This is a genomic window from Actinokineospora sp. NBRC 105648, from assembly GCF_030269645.1.
Taxonomy (GTDB): domain Bacteria; phylum Actinomycetota; class Actinomycetes; order Mycobacteriales; family Pseudonocardiaceae; genus Actinokineospora.
In genome coordinates this window covers 87,456-108,787 of sequence record NZ_BSTR01000014.1, presented here as the reverse complement: position 1 = coordinate 108,787, position 21,332 = coordinate 87,456, and the positions used below count along the sequence as shown (strand labels likewise).

Genomic DNA, 21,332 nt, shown 5'->3' with positions numbered 1-21,332 from the left:
GGGGACTGGGGGTTTGAGCGTAGTTGCCAAGAGGACGTTACCGCCAGCCTCTTGCAACTGCCCAACCCCCGCAGCGGGGTCCCAGGATTCAGAACCGCACCAGGGTGCGGCCGCCGCGGCCCTGGCGCATGTCGTCGAAGGCGGCCTCGATGCCGTCGAGGTCGGTGTGCGCGGTGACCAGGCCGCTGACGTCGAGCTCGCCCGCGGCCAGCAGGTCGAGCAGGCGGGGCACGTCGATGTCCGGGTCGCTGGAGCCGTAGTTGCAGCCGGTGAGGGTGCGGCCGAACCAGTACAGCTCCAGGGCGCTGAACTCGACCATCGCCTTGGCCGAGCCGACCCCGACGACCACCACGTGGCCACCGCGCCTGCTCGCCGACCACGCCGTGCGGATCGCGGTGGGGATGCCGACGCACTCGAAGGAGACATCGGCCCCACGGCCACCGGTGAGCGCGCGGATGGCCTTGACCGTGTTCTCATCGGAGACCACGAAGTCCGTCGCGCCCTGGGACAGCGCCAGGTCAGCCTTCGCCGCGTGCACGTCCACCGCGATGATCGGCGACGCCCCCGCGATCCGCGCGGCCTGCAGGACCGACAGCCCCACCCCGCCGACACCGACCACCACGACGGCCTGCCCCGCGGTCACCTTCGCGGTGTTGAACACCGCGCCCGCGCCCGTGAGCACCGCGCAGCCCAATACCGCTGCGGACTCCAACGGCACGTCCGACGGAATCTTCACCGCGCCCCGCTCGGGCACGACCGTCTCCTCGGCGAACGCGCCCGTGCCCAGTCCCGGGTACACCGGCGTGCCGTCGCCGAGCGCGGCGTGCGGGACCTGGGCCGCGTCGGCCGCGCGCTCGCACAGGTACGGCTCCCCCGCCAAGCAGAACCAGCACTCGCGGCACGGCGGGGACCAGTTGAGCAGCACGTGGTCGCCGGGCCCGACGCGCGTGACGCCCGTGCCGACCGAGACCACGACGCCCGCCCCCTCGTGCCCGAGGACCGCCGGGACCGGCTGCCGCAGCGTGCCGTTGGCCAGCGACAGGTCCGAGTGGCACACCCCCGACGCCGCCACGCGGACCCGCACTTGACCCGGGCCCGGGTCCGGCAGGGTGATGTCGGTGATCTCCAGCGGCTTACCCTGCGCGAACAGCACAGCGGCCCTGACCATGTCACTCCTGAGCTCGGAAGCGGATGCTCAGCCGAGTGTGCCGGACACCCCGGCGTGCCCCTTGAGCAGGTTGCGCGCGATGGTCCGGCGCTGGATCTCGTCGGTGCCCTCGTAGATCCGCAGCAGCCGCAGCTCCCGGTACCAGCGCTCCACCGGCAGCTCCCTGGTGTAGCCCATGCCGCCGTGCACCTGGAGCACCCGGTCGACGATCTCGTTGGCCTTCACCCCGCCGTAGAGCTTGGCGATCGACTGCCAGTGCCGCGAGTCGGCGCCCTGGTCGACCACCCACGACGCGTGCAGCACCAGCCAGCGCAGCGCCTCGATCTCGACCGCGGAGTCGGCCAGCATCCACTGGATCGCCTGCCGGTTGGCGATCGGCTCGCCGAAGGTCACCCGGTTGTTCGCGTGCTCGATGGCCATACCCACCAACCGTTCGCACGCGCCGAGCGCGCGGGCGGGAAGCACGTAGCGGCCGCGGCCGATCCACGCCATAGCCAGGTCGAACCCACGCCCGACCTCGCCGAGCACGTTCTCCTGGGGCACCCGCACGTCCTCGAACACCAGCGCCGCCGGACCCCACTCGCCCATGGTGTCGATCGGCTCGGAGCGCCAGCCCTGCGCGCGGTCGGCCAGGAAGCAGGTGACGCCCTCGTCGGTCACCGCGAACACCATGGCGAAGTCGGCCTCGTTGCCGCCGGTGATGAACGTCTTCTCGCCGTTGATGACCCAGTCGGTGCCGTCGCGGTGGGCGCGGGCCTTGATGTTGCGCGCGTCGGAACCCGCGCCCGGCTCGGTGATGGCGAAGCACGACTTGCGGTCGCCCGCGATGGTGGGCAACAGGTAGCGCTGTCTCTGCTCCTCGTTCGCCTGGAACAAGATGTTGTCGGCAGCGCCACCGAATCTGAACGGTACGAACGAGCGGCCCAGCTCAACCTCTAAGAGGGCGGTCATGACCGCCCCAAGGCCCATCCCGCCGTACTCCTCGGGCGTCTGCACACCCCAGAAGCCCGATTCCTTTGCCTTGAGCTGCAACGCTTTCAGCTCATCGGCGGTAAGACCCGGCCGGTGGTCGCGCTCGCGGCGCAGCACCTCTTGCTCCAACGGCTGGATCTCCTTGCGCACGAACGTACGCACCCAGTCGCGGACCTCACGTTCCTCAGTGCTCAGTGAGAAGTCCACATGTCACCTCTCAGACCTCTTATGCCTCTTAGACAAACGCGTTGATCCCGGTAAGAGCGCGGCCGATGAGCAGCTTCTGAATCTGGCTGGTGCCCTCGTACAGGGTCATCACGCGCGCGTCCCGCAGGAACTTGGCCACCGGGTACTCGTCGAGGTATCCGTAGCCGCCGAACACCTGGATGGCCAGGTTGGCCGCGCTGACGGCGTTCTCGCTGGCGTACAGCTTGGCCATCGACGCCGCCGTGCCGTAGGGCAGGCCGCGCTCGATCAGGTCGGCGACCCGCCAGACCAGCAGTCGCGCGGCGTCGGTGTTGACCGCCATGTCGGCCAGCATCTCTTGCACCAGCTGGTAACTCGCGATCGGCTTGCCGAACTGCAGCCGCTCGGTCGAGTACTTGACGCTGGCCTCCAGCGCGCCCTTGGCCAGCCCGACGCACCCGGCCGCGACCGACATCCGGCCCTTGTCCAAAGCGGACATCGCCACCTTGAAGCCGACACCCTCCTCGCCCAACCGGGCGCTCTCGGGCACCCGCACGCCGTCCAGCACCAGCTCGCCGGTGGACTGGCCGCGCAGACCGAGCTTGCCCTTGATCTCCCGGTGCTCGAACCCGGGGGAGTCGGTGGGCACCAGGAAGGCGCTGATCCCCTTCGGGCCGGGGCCGCCGGTCCGGGCGAAGATCAGCGCGAGGTCGGCCCACGTTCCGTTGGTGATGAACATCTTCGAGCCGGTCAGCAGGTAGTCCCCACCATCGCGCACGGCGCGGGTCGACAGGTTGGCCGCGTCGGAGCCGGTGTCGGGCTCGGTGAGGCCGAAGCAGGCCAGCGACTCCCCCGAGCTGATCCGCGGCAGCCAGTGCCGCTTCTGCTCCTCGGAGCCGTAACCGGCGATCGACTTGCCCACCAGACCCAGCGACACCGAGACGATGCCGCGGATCGCCGAGTCGCCCCGGCCCAGCTCCTCCATCATCAGGCAGTAGGCCAGGTGGTCGCCGCCGGAGCCGCCGTACTCCTCGGGGATGGTCATCCCCAGGAAGCCGACCGCGCCCAGCTTGCCCACGATCGCCCGGTCCACCTGCTCCCGGCGGTCCCACTCGGCGGCGTTGGGCACGACCTCCCGGTCGATGAAGTCCCTGGCCAGGTCCCATAGGGCCTGCTGCTCGCCGGTGAGGGCAAGATCCATCGCTGGTCTCCCGTCCGAGTAACCATACGGTGTTAGGTTTACTCAGGATAGGATCGGCGCACCGACCCCGGCAACCCGCGGCCGGGGGTGAGCTGGGAGACACGCGCGTGCCACGGCCCCGAACCCCGCTGCTCGACCGCGGCCGCATCCGCGCCGCCGCGCTGGCCGCGGTGGACCGCGACGGCCTGGCCGGGCTGTCCATGCGCAGGCTCGCCGCCGACCTCGGCGTGCAGGCGCCCTCGCTGTACTCGCACTACCGCACCAAGGACGAGCTGCTGGCCGACGTCGCCGACGACATCGTGTCCGCGGTGGACGTCGGGGACTTCGCCGCGGACTGGGTCGGCGGCCTGCGCACCTGGGCCCGCTCCTACCGCGCCGCACTCGCCGCGCACCCGAACCTGGTGCCGGTGCACGCCGCGGGCCCGGCCCGGCGCGCGGCGGCGCTGGAGCGCGCGGACGCGGTGCACGGCGGCCTGGTCGGCGCGGGCTGGCCGCCGCGCTACGCCACCATGATCGGCGCCTCCACCAAGTACCTGGTGCTGGGCGCCGCGATGAGCTCGTTCGCCCGCGGCTTCGAGGACGACGTGCAGGTCTACCTCGACCGCTACCCGCACCTAGACCAGGCGCACCGGCTGCGCGAGCACGCCGAGGAGATCGACGCGGACAGCTTCGAGCTGGCCCTGGACGCCTTCCTGCGCGGCCTGGCCGAGCTGCACGCGCGCGTGCGCGTCTGACCCCGCGCCCGATACGGAGCGCCCGATACAGCGCGCCCGGCTCAGAGCAGGATCTGCGCCGCGACCTCGGGCTCGTCCATCGCGATCGTCACCGCCGAGACCACCTGGACCACCCCGGTCATCGCGGTGGCCAGCGGCAGGTCGTCGAGGTTCACCGGCTCGTCGGTGGCCAGCAGCCCGCACAGCAGCGCCGCGCCCGGCTCCGGGCAGGGCAGCTGGTCGAGGGTGAGGTCACCGTCGCGCAACACCTCGGAGACCGAGCGCCACCAGGTACCGATCTCGTTGCGCAGCGCGGGCTCGTCGCGCGGGTCGGCGCCGCGCAGCGCGGGGGTGTCGGCGGCGAAGTCGGCCGCGAGCGCGGGATCGATCGCGGCGGCCTCGGCCAGGATGAACCCGCGCTGCTTGCGCTCGACCTCCTCGTCACTGTCGAAACCGGACAGCACCACGCACGCGACGTGGGCCGGGTTGGTGAACAGCGCGCGGGAGACGGTGGGCACGTCGTCCTCGGGCAAGAGCGCGAACAGCGCCAAGAACTCCCGGATGCTCTGCCTGCGGCTCTCGGCGTCGCCAACGCGCGCGGGGATCACCCGCTCCAGGACCGTGTAGAGGTCGTTCAACGGGTCGGTGGCGTCCTCGTCCTCGACCTCCAGCGCCCGCAACGCGGCCACGATCACCCCGCGCTCGGCCGTCTCGGCCTGCTCCGCCGCGTCCTCGACCGACTCGGCGCTGAAGGACAGCAGCACGTGCGCGGTCAACGGCACCAGGCACCCGGCGACCGCCGGGTCGGACAGCATGAAGTCGATCTCCGAGCCGGCCAGCACCCGGGGGTGGCGCAGCGCCACCCGGATGACGATGTGCGCCTGCGCGGCGTCGACCAGCTGGCCCTCGTCGGTCTCGTCGGAGTTCTCGATCCGGTGCTCGTCGCGCGCGGCGAACACCTCGACCACCGGGTCGATGTCGGTGCTGTCCAGCCCGGCCAGCCACTGCCACGGGGTGCGGACCTCGGCGGTGCGGTCCTGGGTGAGCGTGGCCAGCGTGCGCAGCCCGGCCCACAGCAGGGCGCGCAGCATCTCCTGGTCGTGCTCCTCGTCCTCGTCGCCGTCGCCGCCCTCGCCGTCACCGGCCCGGGTGCCGTCGCCGTCGGTCTCGTCGTGCCAGCGCAGGCCGTGGTGGGCCATGAACCGCTCGAGCAGCGCGTGCCCGCGCAGCCGGTCGCCCTCGTCGGCGTCCACCGGCAGGTCGGCGTCGGCCCGGGCGTGCTCCAGCAGGCCGCGCGCGATGTCGGCGTCGCCCGCGCCGTAGCCGGTGAGCGGGCGGCGCACCCCGGTGGTGGCCTCCGCCCTGGCCGCGGCGACCACCAGGGTGCCCAGTTCGCCGACCAGGTCGGCGTCCCAGGGCTGCTCCTCGACCGCGCCCTCCACCAGGTCGAACGCGTCGACGGCGTCGGCGGTGTAGCGGCTCTTGCCCGCCGGGTCGCACAGGTCGCGCACCGCGCCCGCCAACAGGAACTGCGCGGAGAGCTCCCGCAGCGCCCCGGACAGGTGCTCGGCGACCGGGAACCGGTTGTCGTCGCCGTGGTCGATCGGCGCCAGCCAGTCACCGGACTCGGCCGCCTCGGGCAGCCGGTTGGCCTGCAGCTCCTCGGCCGACCAGCCCAGGAACGGCGCGGTGGCCGCCAAGTGCCTGGTCAGGCTGGTCGCCACGGCCAGGCAGACCTCGATGTCCTCGGTGTCGAGGGCCAGCCCGATGATCGCGCCCTCGGGGTGCGCCAGCACCCGCACGTCGAGCAGGTCGGTGCCGTCACCCGGCCAGCCGGCCTCGATCACCTCGACGATCAGCCGGGGCAACCGGGGCCCGGCGAACTCCTCCGGGATCGGCTCCGGGGCGTCCAGGTGCAGCCACACCGCGTACGGCACGTCAGTTCACATCCTCGGGGTCACGGTGGACGTGGCGGTCATCGTGCCGGCCCGGGACGCGGTTCGGGGGGAAACATGGTCATCGGTACGGACCCGTTGACGCGGTGGCGACGACGACCCGAACCCGCCACCCGGCCGTACACTGCCACGGTGGACCGGGACGAGGACAACGCGTTCCTGACCGAGGAGCTGATGACACCGGTCGGGCGGCTCTACGACGTCGCCGACAAGGCGCACATCATCGTCTTCGACGTCACCGCCGAGGACGCCGAGGGCTACGCGGGCGCGGTCGGCATCGGCTTCGACGAGCAGGACACCCGGTTCGGCCTGGTCGGCCTGGCCGAGGACCTCGACGACGACCTGCGCGCCGACGTGCTCAGCTTCGGCATCGCCGCGGTGGTCGGCGACGCCGCCCGGATCATGGCCGCCACCGACGGCTACCTCGCCATCGAGCGCACCCGCAGGCCCGCCGCCCAGGCCGGGGTTGGCCACTTGGCCTGGCACATCGCCCGCTCGTGCGGGCGCGCCACGCCCTCGGCCACCTTCGACCTGGTCGACATCGAGACCTGACCAGCTGACCGGTCTCAGCCCACGCCCGCGCCGTGCAGCGCGACCCAGCGGCGCATCGAGTACTCCACCATGGTGATCAGCGTGTTCTTGACCGACTGCCGGTCCCGCGCGTCGCACGGGACGATCGGCACCTCCTGGCCGATGGCCAGGGCGTCGCGGACCTGCTCGATCCCGTGGCCCAGGACCCCGTCGAAGCAGTTCAGGCCGATCACGTAGGGCAGGCCGCGCTCCTCGAAGAAGTCGATCGGGGAGAACGAGTCGGCCAGCCTGCGGGTGTCGGCCAGGACCACGGCGCCGATGGCGCCGCGGACCAGGTCATCCCACATGAACCAGAACCGCTGCTGACCCGGGGTGCCGAACAGGTAGAGCACCAGGTCGGACTCCAGCGACACCCGGCCGAAGTCCATCGCCACCGTGGTGGTGGTCTTGTTCGGGGTGGCCGCGGTGTCGTCGATGCCCATGCTCGCGCTGGTCATCACCGCCTCCGTGGTCAGCGGCATGATCTCCGAGACCGAGCCGACGAAGGTCGTCTTGCCCGCGCCGAAGCCGCCTGCCACCACGATCTTGACCGAGGTCAGCGTGGCGGCGTCGTCATAGCCGGCGGAGTCCACTCAGTACCCTTTCCATCAACACCAGGTGCGCCCGGTTGGCGCCGCCGGTAGCGGTCTTGTGCACGGTGACCAGCCCCAGCTGGGCCATGTCGCCCAGCAGGACCTTGGCGACCCCGAGCGGAGCGCCGAGCAGGGTCGCCACCTCGGCGACCGAGCGCGGGTCGCGGCACAGCGACCCGATGGCCCGGTGCTCGGACTCGGCGAACGCGCTCGCGTCCTGGGCCCGTTCGCTGGTGGAGACCATCGTCTCCAGCCGCAGCTCGAAGTTGGAGCGGGTGCGGCCGCGGGTCCAGGCGTAGGGCCGCACGATCGAGGCGGTCTCGGCCTCGACCGGTTCCACCGGCACCGCGAAGTCCGCGGCCGCCTCCCCGAGCTCCTGGTCCGGCCACGGGTACCCCTGCTCGGGCACCGCGACCTGGTCGTCCACTTCGGACTTCTGGCGCTTGCGCCTGCGCCCCCCGCCGAGGGAGAGGCCGTTCATCACATCGGCGATCGTCGCCTCGGGCTCGGCGTCCCGGCGCGCGCTCATGGCTTGCTCATGCGGGCTGGCCCACCATCCTCCCGGCGGAGCCCTGCAGGGCCGCGCGCAGTTCCGGGGTCAAGATCTGGCCCACCCGGTCGACCAGCAGCGTCATCTCGTACGCCACCTGGCCGATGTCGCAGGTCGGGGCCGCGAGAATCGCTAAGCACGACCCGTCGCTGATGGCCATCAGCAACATGATCCCGCGCTCCATCTCGACCACGGTCTCCTTGACCGCGCCCGCCTCGAAGCAGCGGGCCGCGCCCTGGGTGAGGCTGACCAGCCCGGAGGCGACCGCCGCCAGCTGGTCGGCCCGGTCGATCGGCAACCGGGCCGAGGAGGTCAGCAGCAGGCCGTCGGCGGAGACCACCACCGCGTGCGCCACCCCGGAGACCCGGTCGGCGAAGTCGTTGACCAGCCACCCGAACTGGCCCGGTTTGGACTGCGTTGACGTCATCGTTCTCCTTCGGCGTACTCAGGCATCGGACTCCCTCTCCTGGTCGGGACGGCGCTGGGCGAGGCTGCTGCGGCCACGGCCGATCCCGCGCTGCAGGCTGCCCAGCCGGGACCGCAGCGCCTCGGCGTCCCGCTCGACCGGAGGCGGGCCGGCGGGGGCGGACTGGCCGAGGCTGCCGGGCACGAGCCGCTCCCGGGGCGTGCGGCGGGGCAGCCCGCCCTCGGGTGCCTCGGCCGGACCGGCCTGGCTGACCGCCTCGGCGGCCTGCCAGCCCACGTCCGCGGCGAAGCGCCAGCGGGCACCGCGCAGGTCCAACCCCGGTTCGGCCTCCCCGTGCGCGGGGCCAGCGTGGTGGGCACCGCGGGCGCGGTGGATACCGCGCTGGTAGCTCGAGAGCCGGGTGCGCAGCTCCTCGGCGTCGCGGCCGGGTGCCTCCGGGGCCCGCCGCTTGCCCTGCTGGCCCGCGCTGCCGGGGACCAGGTTCTGCCGCGGCGTGCGGCGCGGCAGGCCGGAGGTGGTGTAGTCGGCCGGTTCGGCCGCCGACACCGCGCGGGCGGTGTCGAAGCCCTGGTCGGCGGCGAAGTCCCAGCCGGGGCCGCGGCGGACGTCCTCGGCGGTGGAGTTCGGGTCGTCGGTGAGCTGGCGGAACCAGGCGGAGACCATCTCGTCGAAGATCGGCGTGGTCTCGTGCAGCGCGCTCGCCTCGACCGGCGGGCGCGGCGGGGCCAGCGACTCGTGCACCAGGGTGGTGTCCCACCAGGCGCTGTCGTCCTCGGCGGGGGTGGCCGGGATGGCCGGGGTGAACAGCGGCGGGGCCACCGCGGTGGTCTCGGCCGGGCTGGGCGGCGGTGGCTCGGCCACCGGCTTGGGCGAGCGGCGCGGCAGCGGCGGGACCGCGCCCGCGGCGGGCGCGGGGTCGCGCGGGGCGGGCAGCGACTCGGGCAGCTCGGCACCGTCGCCACCGGACATCCAGGTCGGGTTCGACGCGGAACCGTTGCCGCCCTTGGCAAGCCTGCGGGCCAGCCCGCTGTACCCGTTGACCCCGTTCCCGTTGGCGCCATTGCACCCATTGGATCCGTTGGCGCCGTTGGACCCGTTGCTGCCGTTGGACCCGTTCGACCCGTTGCTGCCGTTCGACCCGTTGCTGCCGTTCGACCCGTTGCTGCCATTGGACCCGCTGCCGTGGCCGTAGGGGCCGGTGGCCGCGGTGTCGTGGCCGTTGGTCTCCACGGGGGCGACCGCCGCGCGCGGGGCGCGGGGCAGCTCCACCACGTTGGCGGTGACCAGGTCGGCGGGGACGGTGATGGTGGCGCGCAGGCCTGCCTGGGCCCCCGGGCGCAACCGCACCTGGACGCCGAGCCGGGCCGCGAGCCGCCCGACGACGAACAGGCCCATCCGCCGCGAGGTGGACGCGTCGACGGTGCCGGTGTCGACGAGCCGGGCGTTGGCCTCGGCCAGCTCCTGCTCGGTCATGCCGATGCCGCGGTCGGCGACCTCGATCCGGACCGCGCCGCCGTCGCCGAGCTGGCTGGAGATCGTGACCTGGGTGGTGGGCGCGGAGAACGCGGCGGCGTTGTCGAGCAGCTCGGCGGCCAGCCGCACCAGGTCGCCGACCGCGTAGCCGACCACCAGCACGGTGGGCGGCGGCGCGATGACCACCCGCTGGTAGTGCTCGACCTCGGACACCGCTGCGCGCAGCAGGTCGCCCAGCGCGGTCGGCTGCGACGCGCGGCGGGCGAGGTCGCTGCCGGAGAGGACCATCAGGTTCTCGTTGTTGCGCCGCATCCGGGTGGCGAGGTGGTCGAGCTGGAACAGCGTGGCCAGCTGGTCGGCGTCCTCCTCGTCGCGCTCGAGCCGCTCGAGCAGCTGCAGCTGGCGCTGCACCAGGCCCTGGCTGCGCCGGGAGAGGTTGACGAAGACGTTGCTGTAGTTGGCCCGCAGGCCCGCCTGCTCGGTGGCCAGCCGCAGCGCCTGCTCGTGCACCGCGTCGAAGGCCCTGGCTACCTGGCCGATCTCGTCGTCGGCGAGCAGCGCGACCGGTTCGACCACCGGCTCGACCACGTCGCGGCCGTCCCGGATCCGGGCGACGGCGGCGGGCAGCCGCCGGGTGGCGACCTCCAGCGCGCCGCGGCGCAGCACGCTCAGCGAGCGCAGCAGCTGCCTGCCGATCACGAACATCACCGCGGCGGCGGCGACCAGGGCGATGATCAGCACCACCGAGGCGATGCCCGCCGCGTCGCCCGCCCGGTCCTGCAGCGCGGCCGAGCGGGCCCGGATCTCCGAGCCGAGTCGGCCGCTGGCGTTGCTGATCTTGCCCGAGACCAGCTCGGAGGCGTCGTTCCAGGCCATCGAGGTGAACGGCAGCGGCACGTTGACCGCGCGCCCACCCGCCGCCCGGCGCAGCAGCTCGGCGCGGGTCCGCACGCCGGGGGCGGACATCAGCTCGTCGTAGGCGCGCTGCTGGGCCGCGGTGGCGATGGCCCGGAAGTCGCCGGTGCGCTCGTCGTAGCGCGCGCCCGAGGCGCGCAGGGCGTCGAGCTCGGTGGCGTTGAGCCCGCCGCGGGCGATGCCCATACCCACCAGGCCCTGCTGGTAGTACACCTCTTCCTTGGCCGCCTCCAGGTCGTGCAGCGCCGAGGCGGTGCTCGACAGGCTCGGGTCGGCGACCTCGCCGGTGATGGCGCGGTCGAACTCCAGCATCGCCCGGATGATCGCGGTGTAGCCCGCCAGGGCGGTGCCGCCGTCGACCGAGCCGGTGCCGACCGGGCGGCGGAGGTTGGCCAGGGACTCGAAGGCGGTGCTGACGTCGGTGAGCCGGGCGCGGGTGACCTCGGTGTCGAAGCTGGCCTTGGCGACCGCGCGCAGCAGCTCCTCCCGCGCGTAGTCCGCGCTCTGCCGCTCGCCTGCGAGCTCGGCGGCGACGTCGCGGGAGCCGGTGGTGAGGGCGACCGCGGCCTTCGTGCGCTCGCGCTGCAGCCAGGTGAGCACCTTGCGCAGGTTCTCGTTGACCGCGACCAGTTTGTCGACGCGCTCGTAGGAGTCGGCGCGCGCGATCTGGCCGCTGATCTGGAGCACGCCGAGCACCACGGCGAAGAGCACCGGCACCAGGATGACGGCGCCGAGCTTGATCGGGATGTTCCAGTCGCGCCAGCGGGTCAGCGCGGTCCACCGGGGGGTGCGGCCGGCTTCCCCGCCGGCGGCTGCCCGGTGCGACCCCGCGGCCGCGGCGGTGTCGGCCTGGGACTGAGGTTGCCTCACGCGCGAGCCTCCGCCACGGTCCCCGGTCGCCGTCGGAATAACTGCCTCACCGCGCCGCTCTCCCTTCACGACAACATCTTGGACAGCCTTCGCCGCAGCACACGCGACAGGGCACGAGAAGACCGCGTGAAACCGTGTCGAAGTGCTGGTGGCCGATTCTGTGAACCGCTCGACATCCCTTCCGGACATCGGCGAGATCGGCGAGAACTTGAGGACAGAGCGTACCCCAATCCGGCGATCATGAAGCCTTTCCCGAAATCCCGCGCTGACCAGCGGAGACGGCGTCCGTTACCGGTCAAGATCGGCGCGCGAGCGGAGATCGGGGGATGTCGTACGAATTACGGTCACGCTCAGCGGAACACGAGCCAGCTTGATCGCTCGATCGGGTAATTCTGGAAAAATCGACTCGATCCGGCGCCCACCTGGGGACTTGCCCGGTACGAGTGACACGGTGGCCACCCGATGCCACTGAGGTAACACATTTCCTCTGATCGATTCACCACTAAGTGTGAAGGTCAGGACCGGGCCGAGAAGCGGCCGAACCGGTACCGTTCGGTGATCCGCGCGCGGATATCCGGTAGCCCCGGCGACGCGGATCGCGCATTAGGAGATTCCGCGCGGGCGCGCATACGATGTCGCCCGCCACGTCGCCCGCCGACTCCGGTCGGAACGCCGAGAGCGGCGCGCCCTTTCGGCGGCAATCACCCACCGGGTCCGCGGTCGGATTTCCGCGCCCGAATCGCCGGAGCCAGTCGTACCTTTCGGAGGAACGCATGACCGAGGTCGTCCAGCCGCGGGTCGCGGCCCGCCCACCGCGGCCGCGCTCGGCCACCTTCGGCGGCATCGGGCCCGCGCCCGGCACCGCCGGGGACACCGGCCCTGACTACGACGCGATCCACGCCGGGCCCGAGTTCACCGCGCTGCGGGCCAGGTTCCGCCGGTTCGTCTTCCCGATGTCCGCGCTGTTCCTGGCCTGGTACCTGGCCTACGTGCTGCTGGCCGCCTACGCCAAGGAGTTCATGGCGATCCGGGTGTTCGGCGCGGTCAACATCGGGCTGCTGCTCGGCGTGGCGCAGTTCGCCTCGACGATCGCGATCACCGCGGGCTACGTGCGGTGGGCGCGGCGCCGGATCGACCCCGAGGTCGCCGCGCTGCGCGAGGCCGCGGGGGTCGAGCGATGAGCGCGCTCGCCCAGGGCGGCCAGGTCGGCGACCCGGTCCTCAACACCGTGGTGTTCGGCGCCTTCGTCGTGATCACCCTGTACGTGGTGTACCGCGCGGGCTCGCGCAACACCTCCACCGCCGACTACTACGCCGCGGGCGGGGCGTTCACCGGTGTGCAGAACGGCATCGCGCTCTCCGGCGACTTCCTCTCCGCCGCCTCGTTCCTCGGCATCGCGGGCGCGATCGCGATCAACGGCTACGACGGCTTCCTCTACTCCATCGGCTTCCTGGTGGCCTGGCTGGTCAACCTGCTGCTGATCGCCGAGCTGGTGCGCAACACCGGCCGGTTCACCATGGGCGACGTGCTGGCCTTCCGGATGCGCCAGCGCCCGGTGCGCGCCGCCGCCGCGACCTCGACCCTGGTGATCTCGTTCTTCTACATGCTGGCCCAGATGGCGGGCGCGGGCGCGGTGGTGGCGCTGCTGCTCGACGTGCACGGCAAGGGCGGGCAGGCGCTGGTGATCAGCGTGGTCGGGCTGATCATGATCTGCTACGTGCTGGTCGGCGGCATGAAGGGCACCACCTGGGTGCAGATCATCAAGGCCGCGATCCTGCTGCTGTGCGTGGTGCTGATGACGGTGTTCCTGCTCGGCAAGTTCGGCTTCAGCCTCAGCGCGCTGCTCGACCAGGCCGCGGCCAACAACACCAAGGGCGAGAAGATCCTCGACCCGGGCGCGCAGTACGGCAAGACGCCGATCAGCACGCTGGACTTCATCTCGCTGTCGCTGGCGCTGATCCTGGGCGCGGCGGGCCTGCCGCACGTGCTGATGCGCTTCTACACCGTGCCCGACGCCCGGCAGGCGCGCCGCTCGGTGGTGTGGGCGGTGGGCACGATGAGCGTGTTCTACCTCGCCACGCTCGTCATCGGCTACGGCGCCTCGGCGCTGGTCGGCTCGGAGAAGATCCTCTCGGCCACCGGCCGGGAGAACGCCGCGGCGCCGCTGCTGGCGTTCGAGATCGGCGGCACGGTGCTGATGGGTGTGGTGGCCGCGGTGGCCTTCGCGACGATCCTGGCGGTGGTGGCCGGGCTGACGATCACCGCCTCGGCGTCCTTCGCGCACGACGTGTACGCCAACATCCTGCGCGGCGGCAAGGCCGACGCCGCCGCCGAGGTCCGGGTGGCCCGGCTGACCGCGGTGGTGGTCGGGGTGGCGGCCATCGTCGGCGGCATCCTGGCCAACGGGCAGAACGTGGCGTTCCTGGTGGCGCTGGCGTTCGCCTTCGCCGCCTCGGCGAACCTGTCCACGCTGCTGTACTCGCTGTTCTGGAAGCGGTTCAACACCAGCGGGACGCTCTGCGGCATGTACGGCGGTCTGGCGTCCTGCCTGCTGCTGGTGTTCTTCTCCCCGGTGGTCTCCGGCAGCCCGACCTCGATCGTGTCCGGAGTGGACTTCCACCTGTACCCGCTGTCCAACCCGGGGATCATCTCCATCCCGGTGTCGTTCGTCTGCGGCTACCTGGGCACGGTGCTCAGCCGGGACAAGGCCGACCCGGCCAAGGCCAGGGAGATGGAGGTCCGCTCACTCACCGGCATCGGCCGGTGAGCGGTCGGGCTCCACGACCGAGCGGCGCAGCAGCGGCAGCACCGCCAGCACCAGGACGGCCGGGATCAGCGTGAAGCCGAGGGTGATCGCGGTGGCCGCGCTCGCGGGCTGCTCGGCGGTGCCACCGGAGATGTAGCCGCCGAGCGAGAGCACCAGGCCGAACAGGCCCGGTCCGAGGGCCAGGCCCAGGGTCTCCCCCGCCGTCCAGACACCGGAGAACAGGCCGGAGCGGGCGTCACCGGTGCGGGCCTGCTCGGTGCTGATGATGTCCGGCAGCATCGCCATCGGGAAGACCTGCAGGCCCGCGTAGCCGACCCCGGTCAGTGCCACCAGGACCATCAGCACCGGGGTCGGCGGCACGAACGCGACACCGGCGATGGCGACTCCGAAGAGCACTGTCGCACCCTGGTAGCCGCGCAGCTTGCCCCACCGGGCGCCGACCCGCTGCAGCACCGGCATCACCAGCAGCGCCGGGCCGATGAACCCGGCGAACAGGACCGGCTGCTGGCCCGCGTCGTGCAGCACGACCCTGGCCAGGTAGTCCACCCCGGCCAGCACGGTGCCGATGCCGACGGCCTGGATCACGAAGGCGAGCAGCAGGGTGCGGAAGGCGCGGGACTCGCGGACCGCGGCCAGCAGCTCGCCGAACCGGGCACCGGCGGATGTGACGCGCGCGACAGGGACGTTCCGGGTACCCAGGTAGACACCCAGCGTGCCCACCAGGATCAGCGCCGCGACCGCCAGGCCCATCACCCGGTAGCTGTCGAACGCGTCGCGGACCAGCGGGGCACCGGCCCCGGCGAGCAGGATGGCGACCGCGAGCATCGCCACCCGCCAGGACATCAGCCGGGTGCGCTCGTCGTAGTCGTCGGTCAGCTCGGCGGCCATCGCCATGTAGGGCACCTGGAAGAAGGCGAACGCGGTCGCGCACGCCAGGAACAGCGCCGCCACGTAGGCGCCGTCACCCAGCGGGCTGCCCGCCAGCGGGGGCAGGAACATCAGCGCGAACAGCACGGCCAGGGCCAGCCCGCCGCGCAGCAGGAAGGGCCTGCGCGGTCCGAGCGGGTGCGTGCTGCGGTCGCTGATCCGGCCCGCGACCGGGTTGAACAGCACGTCCCACGCCTTCGGCAACAGCACCAGGACACCGGCCACCGCCGACTGCACCCCCAGCCGGTCGGTCAGGAACGGCAGCAGGAGCAGCCCCGGGACGGTCCCGAACGCCCCCGTGGCAAGCGATCCCAGTGCGTAACCCGCGCGTGTCCCTGGCGTCATGAACTGCCTCCCGGTGGCCGTGTCGGGCGGATGGTACGGGCCGGTGTGATCGAGTCGGTGACGGCCACTGCCCCCAACGGCGGTCAACTCGGTATTACAGTGCACGCCGTGCTCGACTCTCTGGCGTCGCCGGGCTTGTCCCCCCGGCTGCGCGCGTTCCTCGACGAACGCGCGCCCGCGACGCCGTGCCTGGTGGTGGACCTCGAGGTGGTGCGGACCAACTACCGCGCGTTGCGCGCGGCGCTGCCCGAGGCCGCCATCTTCTACGCGGTCAAGGCGAATCCCGCCCCCGAGGTCGTGGCCGCGCTGGTGGCCGAGGGCTCGTCGTTCGACGTCGCCAGCACCGGCGAGGTCGACCTCTGCCTGGCCCAGGGCGCGAGCCCGGAGTCACTGTCCTACGGCAACCCCATCAAGAAGGCCGCCGACATCGCCCACGCCCACGCGCGCGGCGTCCGCCGGTTCACCTTCGACTCCGACGGCGACCTGGCGAACCTGGCCGAGCACGCCCCGGGATCCCAGGTCTGGTGCCGGTTCCTGGTCGACGCGCCGGACTCCGGTACGCCGTTCGGCCGCAAGTTCGGCTGCTCGCCCCGGATGGCGCTGCGGCTGCTGGCCCGGGCCGCCGACCTAGGCCTGGACGTGCGCGGCGCCTGCTTCCACGTCGGCTCGCAGCACACCGACCCGGCGGCCTGGACCGCGGGCATCGCCCAGGCCGCGTGGATCTCGCGCGGGCTCGCCGAGGCGGGCGTTCGCACGACCTCGCTCAACCTCGGTGGTGGTTTTCCCACCGGGTACCGGGATCCGGCGCCACCGGCCGACGTGCACGCCGCGGCGATCCGCGCCGCGGTCGCCGAGCACTTCGACACCGCCCCCGAGCTGGTCATCGAGCCCGGTCGGGCGATCGCGGCCACCGCCGGGGTCATCCGCGCCGAGGTGGTCCTGGTGTCGCGCAAGGACGACGCCGACGAGCACCGCTGGGTCTACCTCGACATCGGCCGCTACTCCGGGCTGGCCGAGACCGAGAACGAGTACATCGCCTACCGGCTGAGCACCCGACATCCGGCCACACCGGACGGACCGGTCATCATCGCGGGCCCCACCTGCGACGGCGATGACGTGATCTACCAGCACACCGCGTATCGTCTTCCGACGGCGCTGCGGGCGGGCGACCACGTCGACATCCTCGACGCGGGCGCGTACACCGCGAGCTACTCCTCGGTGTCGTTCAACGGTTTTCCGCCCCTTCCGACGCTCTTCGTCGGCTGATTCCCTCGCAGGAGGTAAGACAGATGTCGTACGACCGCGCGCCCGAACAGGGCGTCGGCTACTTCGCAGGCCGACACGTGCTCGCCGAGTTCGACGGGGTCGATCCGTTGCTGCTCAACGATCTGGGCTTCCTGCGCGAGGCGCTGGAGTCCTCGCTGCGCGACGCCGGGGCCACCATCTGCGACGTGGTGGCCAAGCAGTTCGAGCCGCAGGGGGTCACCGTGCTGGCCCTGCTCTCCGAGTCGCACGCCTCCATCCACACCTACCCGGAGATCGGTTCGATGTTCGTCGACATCTTCACCTGCGGCGAGACCGCGGACCCGGAGCTGGCAGCGGGCCTGCTGCGCGACCGGCTGGGCGCGCTGGACGCCCGGATCAACACCGTCCACAGGGGACACCCCGTACCGTCGGAGACCGCCCGATGAGCCCGATCACCGAGCCGCTGGGCCCGGGCCTGACCCGCGTGTGGGACATGCCCGAGGTGCTGGTGGACACCAAGACCGAGTTCCAGCACCTGGTCATCGGCCGCACCGAGCAGGGACTCAGCCTGTTCTGCGACGACGACCGGCAGAGCACCGAGTTCAGCCAGCTCACCTACCACGAGGCGCTGCTGGTGCCCGCCCTGCTGGTGGCGCGCCAGGTCGAGCGCGTGCTGGTCGTGGGGTCCAGTGAGGGCGTCGTCTCGCAGATCTCGGTGGCCGCGGGCGCGTCGGTGGTCGACCACGTCGACATCGACCGGCAGGCCGTGGAGCTGTGCGCCGAGCACCTGCCCTACGGCTACATCACCGAGGAACTGGCCGCCGCGGTCGCGCACGAGGGCCCGGTCCGGGTGCACTACGCCGACGGCTGGCAGTTCCTGGCCGAGGCGCTCGAGCGCGGCGACCGCTACGACGTCGTGCTGGTCGACCTGCCCGACGAGCGGCCGGAGTTCGCCCAGCACAACCGGTTGTACGAGGAGGAGTTCCTCACCCGGTGCCGCTCGGTGCTGGCCGAGGGCGGCGTGGTCGTGTGCCAGGCGGGCTGTCAGACCATGTGGCGCAACGAGACCCTGCTGCGGTCCTGGCGCAGGTTCGACGAGGTGTTCGGCACGACCGTCTACTACGGCTCCGACGAGCACGAGTGGGCGTTCCTGTTCGGACTCGCCGAGACCGTCCCGGACACCACCGCGCGCATGATCGACCGGCTCGCGACGCTGCCGTACCAGCCCAAGACCATCGACGCGGACGCCTTGCGCGGCAACACGATCCCGCCGTACCGGGTGCGCAAGTCGCTCTGATCCGGCCTTGGTCGACCCGGTGCCCGGGGACGCGAGTCCCCGGGCACCGCCGCGTTCTACGGTCGGGGCTTGGTCCCGCCGCGCGGGCTGACGCCCGCCAGCGCCGGGTGGCGCTGGGCGAACAGGGCGCCGCGCACGATCAACTCCTTGTACCAGGCGGCAAGCCGACCGGTGAGCACGCGCTCGACCGGGGTGTCGTCGGCCCGGACGAACTGGATCAGCCCGTCCTTGCGCCCGAGGCTGACGCACTGGTTCACGAACCGGAAGCTCAGCGGTCCCGGCTCGCGGCCCGCCAGCCGGTCGCCGATCGCCTTGGCGGCGTGGTACCCGGCGGGAAGCCCGGTGGCGCAGGCCATCCGCAGCTCCAGACCGTTCACCAGGCGCACCGCGGCGGCGTCGCCGACGGCGTAGACGTCCGGGTGCGACACCGAGCGCAGGGTGCCGTCGACGACCATCCGGCCGCGGTCGTCCACGGCGAACCCGGAGTCCGCGGCCAGGGCGGGCGCGCGGAACCCGGTGGTCCACACCACGGTGTCGGCCGGGACGTAGCCGCCGTCGGCGAGCGTGAGCCCGGTGGCGTCGGTGCCGGTGACCTTGACCTGGTCGTGCACCTGGACCTCGAGCCGGTCGAGCACCCGGCGCAGGTGCGCCCGGCCCTTCGCCGACAGCGCGGCACCCAGCGGGCCCGCGGTCAGCAGCCGCACCGGGTGGCCCGCCTCGGCGAACTCGGTGGCGGCCTCGACACCGGTCAGACCACCGCCGACGACCGCGACGGTGCCGCGCAGCTCGCGCTTGAGCCGCTCGGCGTCCGGCGCGAGGGCCAGCGGGTGCACGTGCTCGACCTCGACGTCGGCCCGGCTGCCCAGGGCGTAGACCAGGGTGTCGTAGTCGAGGGTGTTGCTCTCCAGGGTGCCGTTGGCCAGCGTGACGACCTTGCGGTCGGGGTCGATGGCGGTGACCGTGTCGACCACCAGCTCCACCGGCGCGCGCCCGATCAGCTCGGTGATCCGGTGCGACCGGACCGGCCGACCGGCGGCGACCTCGTGCAGCCGGACCCGCTCGACGAACTCGGCGGCCGCGTTGACCAGGGTGACCCTGGTGTCGGGCAGCCGCGCCGCGCGCTTGGCCGCCACCAGTCCCGAGTAGCCCGCTCCCAGCACCACGATGTGCGTTGTCATGGACGTTCTCCCTCCGTCACGGGGAGGACTACGCGGCGGGCCGGAGTGTGACAGTGCGGCCGGTCACACTCAGAGCTTCTGGCCCGCCTGGGTCTTGTGCGTGACCCGGCGCTCGACCACGAACGAGACGAACGGGACCATGCCCGCCAGCAGGACCAGCAGGGTGCCCTTGACCGACCAGCGGGCCTTGAGCGCCAGGTCGAAGGCGGCGAGCAGGTAGACCGCGTAGAGGAAGCCGTGCGCCGGGCCGACGATGGCCACCGGGGTGGAGTTGTCGAAGGCGTACTTGAGCACCATGGCGGCGACCAGCGCGAGCAGGCCGACACCGACGACGTAGGCCATCACGCGGTAGCGGGCGAGCGCGCCGCGCACGCCCCGGACCCCGACGGCCTGGGCCGGGTTCTCCTCGTCGGTGATGCTCATCGGGACTCCTGGTCTGCGTTCAGCCGGGCAAGGTAGCGGTTGTAGGCGGTCAGCTCGTCATCCGGCTCGTCCGAGTCGAGCGGGTGCACCACGGGCGCCGGGCGCGGGCTGACCTCGGGGGGCGGCGCCTGGAGCTCGCGCTCGCGGAGCTTGCGGAACCGCCAGAACATGTAGGCCGGGGCGATGCCGAACAGCGGCCACTGCAGGACGTAGCCCAGGTTCTGGAACGTCCCGTTGGCCGATTCGAACCGCTGCCACTGCCACCAGGCGAGCCCGCAGCAGACGGCGAGCGAGAGCGCCGACACCCCGATGACGAGGAGTGCGCGCCCGCTTCCCGACGTCCTGCCCACCGCGCGATGCTAACCCGCGCACCCTGAGAGACCACCGTCACGCCCGGTTCGGTAGGTTGGCCGGGTGACTGCCGGGTCGGCCCCACTGGGCCTCGAGCGAGTCAGGCACCCGGCCAACGGGTGACCTCGCGGCGGGCCAGGGGCCCGCCGACCTCCTGCTGTGCCTCGGATCCCCCTCTGGACCCACCAGCAGAAAGCGACCCATGCCCAACCCGTTCAACGACCAGGTCATCACCGAGTTCCGCGCCAACCAGGGCCGCGTCGGCGGCTACTTCGAGGGCGCCCGCCTGATCCTGCTCACCACCACCGGCGCCCGCAGCGGCACCCCGCACACCACCCCACTGGGCTACCTGCCCGACGGCGGCGAACGCGTCATCGTCATCGGCTCCGCGGGCGGTTCGCCCAGGCACCCGGACTGGTACCGGAACCTACTGGCGAACCCGAGCGCCACGGTCGAGGACGGCATCCTCACCTACGACGCCGACGCCACCGTGCTCACCGGCCCGGAGCGCGCGGAAGTCTGGGCCCGCGCCGTCGAGGCCGACCCGGGCTGGGCGGCGTACCAGGAGAAGACCACGCGGGAGCTGCCCGTGGTGGCCCTCGCCGGCAGGCTGCGACTCGGCGGGTCGCTCTCGGCCACGGTCAAGCAGCTGCATGACTCCTTCCGCCGCGAACTCGCCCACATCCGCGCGGACGTGTCCGCCTCCGGCCCGCGGCTGGGGGCCCAGCTACGGGTGAACTGCCTGACCATCTGCGCCGGGCTGGGCAACCACCACACCGGCGAGGACGCCAACATCTTCCCCTGGGTCGCCTCGCGCTACCCCGAGGCGGCACCGCTGCTGGAGCGGTTGTCGGCCGAGCACGTGGAGATGGCGGCGGTGCTGGAGCGGCTGCGCGCGGTGCTGGCCGGGGATCAGGCGTCGGTGGCTGTTGAGGTGGAGGAGTTGGTCGGGTTGTTGGAGCGGCACCTGGACTACGAGGACGCGAATCTGCTGCCGCTGCTAGATTGACCGGCTCTCTCCGCGGTGCCGTCGGCTCTTCCTGCGTTGCCGTCGGGGGTTCCTGCTTCCCCTACGCCAAGTGTGACTACGGGCTTGGTGTCCTTGTCAAGGCGGGAAAGATGCCTTGACAAGGACACCAAGCCCGTGTTTTGGGCTGCGTATGGGATGCAGGGGCGGGAGTGGTCGCCGGGGGGCGTTGTGGCTGC

At 72.1% G+C, this 21,332-nt stretch carries 20 protein-coding genes; 8 read left to right on the top strand and 12 right to left on the bottom strand.

The genetic code is table 11. The features are described 5' to 3' along the window. Nucleotides 1–88 precede the first annotated feature (88 nt). Genes QSK30_RS15355 through QSK30_RS15345 form a run of 3 tightly spaced genes read right to left on the bottom strand, consistent with a single transcriptional unit; the run spans nucleotide 89 to nucleotide 3,527 of the window. The gene (locus QSK30_RS15355) at nucleotides 89–1,168 is read right to left on the bottom strand and encodes a zinc-binding dehydrogenase (protein WP_285503403.1); all 1,080 of its coding nucleotides are present in this window, start codon (nucleotides 1,166–1,168) and stop codon (nucleotides 89–91) included. Between the two features lie 27 nt (nucleotides 1,169–1,195). Further along, nucleotides 1,196–2,347: an acyl-CoA dehydrogenase family protein gene (locus QSK30_RS15350; protein WP_285503402.1), complete on the bottom strand. Its 1,152-nt coding sequence runs from the start codon at nucleotides 2,345–2,347 to the stop codon at nucleotides 1,196–1,198. A 28-nt stretch (nucleotides 2,348–2,375) separates the two neighbouring features. Beyond that, the gene (locus tag QSK30_RS15345) at nucleotides 2,376–3,527 is read right to left on the bottom strand and encodes an acyl-CoA dehydrogenase family protein (RefSeq protein ID WP_285503400.1); all 1,152 of its coding nucleotides are present in this window, start codon (nucleotides 3,525–3,527) and stop codon (nucleotides 2,376–2,378) included. Between the two features lie 107 nt (nucleotides 3,528–3,634). On the opposite strand from QSK30_RS15345, the gene QSK30_RS15340 reads away from it, so the two are divergent. Then, on the top strand, nucleotides 3,635–4,261 hold the full coding sequence (locus tag QSK30_RS15340) for a TetR/AcrR family transcriptional regulator (protein ID WP_285503398.1): 627 nt from the start codon (nucleotides 3,635–3,637) through the stop codon (nucleotides 4,259–4,261). 41 nt (nucleotides 4,262–4,302) lie between these two features. Here the strand turns inward: QSK30_RS15340 and QSK30_RS15335 are convergent, their stop codons facing one another. Further along, nucleotides 4,303–6,177, bottom strand: coding sequence for a hypothetical protein (locus QSK30_RS15335; RefSeq protein WP_285503397.1), 1,875 nt, complete (start codon nucleotides 6,175–6,177; stop codon nucleotides 4,303–4,305). A 150-nt stretch (nucleotides 6,178–6,327) separates the two neighbouring features. On the opposite strand from QSK30_RS15335, the gene QSK30_RS15330 reads away from it, so the two are divergent. Beyond that, the gene (locus QSK30_RS15330) at nucleotides 6,328–6,747 is read left to right on the top strand and encodes a hypothetical protein (protein ID WP_285503395.1); all 420 of its coding nucleotides are present in this window, start codon (nucleotides 6,328–6,330) and stop codon (nucleotides 6,745–6,747) included. 14 nt (nucleotides 6,748–6,761) lie between these two features. On the opposite strand, the gene QSK30_RS15325 is transcribed toward QSK30_RS15330, so the two are convergent. From QSK30_RS15325 to QSK30_RS15310, 4 genes are read right to left on the bottom strand one after another with little or no spacing between them, the layout of a single operon-like run. Beyond that, entirely contained in the window at nucleotides 6,762–7,358 is a 597-nt protein-coding gene (locus QSK30_RS15325) for a GTP-binding protein (RefSeq protein WP_285503393.1), read from the bottom strand. Further along, nucleotides 7,339–7,887 carry a DUF742 domain-containing protein gene (locus QSK30_RS15320; protein WP_285503392.1) on the bottom strand — a complete coding sequence of 183 codons (549 nt, stop codon included), beginning with the start codon at nucleotides 7,885–7,887 and terminating at the stop codon, nucleotides 7,339–7,341. The genes QSK30_RS15325 and QSK30_RS15320 overlap by 20 nt, the downstream gene beginning before the upstream one ends. Before the next feature lie 7 nt (nucleotides 7,888–7,894). Further along, nucleotides 7,895–8,335, bottom strand: a complete 441-nt coding sequence (locus QSK30_RS15315; RefSeq protein WP_285503391.1) for a roadblock/LC7 domain-containing protein — start codon at nucleotides 8,333–8,335, stop codon at nucleotides 7,895–7,897. Between the two features lie 18 nt (nucleotides 8,336–8,353). Continuing rightward, nucleotides 8,354–11,593, bottom strand: coding sequence for a sensor histidine kinase (locus QSK30_RS15310; RefSeq protein WP_285503390.1), 3,240 nt, complete (start codon nucleotides 11,591–11,593; stop codon nucleotides 8,354–8,356). A gap of 773 nt (nucleotides 11,594–12,366) precedes the next feature. On the opposite strand from QSK30_RS15310, the gene QSK30_RS15305 reads away from it, so the two are divergent. Together QSK30_RS15305 and QSK30_RS15300 are read left to right on the top strand one after the other, a co-directional pair. Then, nucleotides 12,367–12,774 carry a DUF485 domain-containing protein gene (locus QSK30_RS15305; protein ID WP_285503389.1) on the top strand — a complete coding sequence of 136 codons (408 nt, stop codon included), beginning with the start codon at nucleotides 12,367–12,369 and terminating at the stop codon, nucleotides 12,772–12,774. Next, nucleotides 12,771–14,360, top strand: coding sequence for a monocarboxylic acid transporter (locus tag QSK30_RS15300; protein WP_285503384.1), 1,590 nt, complete (start codon nucleotides 12,771–12,773; stop codon nucleotides 14,358–14,360). Before QSK30_RS15305 ends, QSK30_RS15300 begins: the two co-directional genes overlap by 4 nt. Here the strand turns inward: QSK30_RS15300 and QSK30_RS15295 are convergent. Then, nucleotides 14,337–15,632 carry an MFS transporter gene (locus QSK30_RS15295; protein ID WP_285503382.1) on the bottom strand — a complete coding sequence of 432 codons (1,296 nt, stop codon included), beginning with the start codon at nucleotides 15,630–15,632 and terminating at the stop codon, nucleotides 14,337–14,339. The genes QSK30_RS15300 and QSK30_RS15295 overlap by 24 nt on opposite strands. Before the next feature lie 99 nt (nucleotides 15,633–15,731). Here QSK30_RS15295 and QSK30_RS15290 point away from each other — a divergent pair, with 99 nt between their 5' ends. Genes QSK30_RS15290 through QSK30_RS15280 form a run of 3 tightly spaced genes read left to right on the top strand, consistent with a single transcriptional unit; the run spans nucleotide 15,732 to nucleotide 18,174 of the window. Continuing rightward, a complete protein-coding gene (locus QSK30_RS15290) occupies nucleotides 15,732–16,898 on the top strand; it encodes a type III PLP-dependent enzyme (protein WP_285503380.1) in 1,167 nt (388 codons plus the stop codon). A gap of 23 nt (nucleotides 16,899–16,921) precedes the next feature. Beyond that, the gene (gene speD, locus QSK30_RS15285; RefSeq protein WP_285503379.1) at nucleotides 16,922–17,323 is read left to right on the top strand and encodes an adenosylmethionine decarboxylase; all 402 of its coding nucleotides are present in this window, start codon (nucleotides 16,922–16,924) and stop codon (nucleotides 17,321–17,323) included. Beyond that, the gene (locus QSK30_RS15280) at nucleotides 17,320–18,174 is read left to right on the top strand and encodes a spermidine synthase (RefSeq protein WP_285503378.1); all 855 of its coding nucleotides are present in this window, start codon (nucleotides 17,320–17,322) and stop codon (nucleotides 18,172–18,174) included. The genes speD and QSK30_RS15280 overlap by 4 nt, the downstream gene beginning before the upstream one ends. 56 nt (nucleotides 18,175–18,230) lie before the next feature. Here QSK30_RS15280 and QSK30_RS15275 read toward each other — a convergent pair whose 3' ends face one another. From QSK30_RS15275 to QSK30_RS15265, 3 genes are all read right to left on the bottom strand, one after another. Then, a complete protein-coding gene (locus QSK30_RS15275) occupies nucleotides 18,231–19,352 on the bottom strand; it encodes an NAD(P)/FAD-dependent oxidoreductase (protein ID WP_285503376.1) in 1,122 nt (373 codons plus the stop codon). Nucleotides 19,353–19,421: 69 nt separating this feature from the next. Next, the gene (locus QSK30_RS15270; RefSeq protein WP_285503374.1) at nucleotides 19,422–19,775 is read right to left on the bottom strand and encodes a DUF3817 domain-containing protein; all 354 of its coding nucleotides are present in this window, start codon (nucleotides 19,773–19,775) and stop codon (nucleotides 19,422–19,424) included. Further along, the gene (locus tag QSK30_RS15265; RefSeq protein ID WP_285503373.1) at nucleotides 19,772–20,125 is read right to left on the bottom strand and encodes a hypothetical protein; all 354 of its coding nucleotides are present in this window, start codon (nucleotides 20,123–20,125) and stop codon (nucleotides 19,772–19,774) included. Before QSK30_RS15265 ends, QSK30_RS15270 begins: the two co-directional genes overlap by 4 nt. A 203-nt stretch (nucleotides 20,126–20,328) precedes the next feature. Here QSK30_RS15265 and QSK30_RS15260 point away from each other — a divergent pair, with 203 nt between their 5' ends. Next, nucleotides 20,329–21,135: a nitroreductase/quinone reductase family protein gene (locus QSK30_RS15260; RefSeq protein ID WP_285503372.1), complete on the top strand. Its 807-nt coding sequence runs from the start codon at nucleotides 20,329–20,331 to the stop codon at nucleotides 21,133–21,135. Nucleotides 21,136–21,332 lie beyond the last annotated feature (197 nt).

Coding starts and splice junctions, on each gene's coding strand:
- QSK30_RS15355 (WP_285503403.1), bottom strand. CDS start 1,168: ATGGTCAGGGCCGCTGTGCTGTTCGCGCAGGGTAAGCCGCTGGAGATC.
- QSK30_RS15345 (WP_285503400.1), bottom strand. CDS start 3,527: ATGGATCTTGCCCTCACCGGCGAGCAGCAGGCCCTATGGGACCTGGCC.
- QSK30_RS15320 (WP_285503392.1), bottom strand. CDS start 7,887: ATGAGCGCGCGCCGGGACGCCGAGCCCGAGGCGACGATCGCCGATGTG.
- QSK30_RS15315 (WP_285503391.1), bottom strand. CDS start 8,335: ATGACGTCAACGCAGTCCAAACCGGGCCAGTTCGGGTGGCTGGTCAAC.
- QSK30_RS15305 (WP_285503389.1), top strand. CDS start 12,367: ATGACCGAGGTCGTCCAGCCGCGGGTCGCGGCCCGCCCACCGCGGCCG.
- QSK30_RS15300 (WP_285503384.1), top strand. CDS start 12,771: ATGAGCGCGCTCGCCCAGGGCGGCCAGGTCGGCGACCCGGTCCTCAAC.
- QSK30_RS15295 (WP_285503382.1), bottom strand. CDS start 15,632: ATGACGCCAGGGACACGCGCGGGTTACGCACTGGGATCGCTTGCCACG.
- speD (WP_285503379.1), top strand. CDS start 16,922: ATGTCGTACGACCGCGCGCCCGAACAGGGCGTCGGCTACTTCGCAGGC.
- QSK30_RS15280 (WP_285503378.1), top strand. CDS start 17,320: ATGAGCCCGATCACCGAGCCGCTGGGCCCGGGCCTGACCCGCGTGTGG.
- QSK30_RS15275 (WP_285503376.1), bottom strand. CDS start 19,352: ATGACAACGCACATCGTGGTGCTGGGAGCGGGCTACTCGGGACTGGTG.
- QSK30_RS15270 (WP_285503374.1), bottom strand. CDS start 19,775: ATGAGCATCACCGACGAGGAGAACCCGGCCCAGGCCGTCGGGGTCCGG.
- QSK30_RS15260 (WP_285503372.1), top strand. CDS start 20,329: ATGCCCAACCCGTTCAACGACCAGGTCATCACCGAGTTCCGCGCCAAC.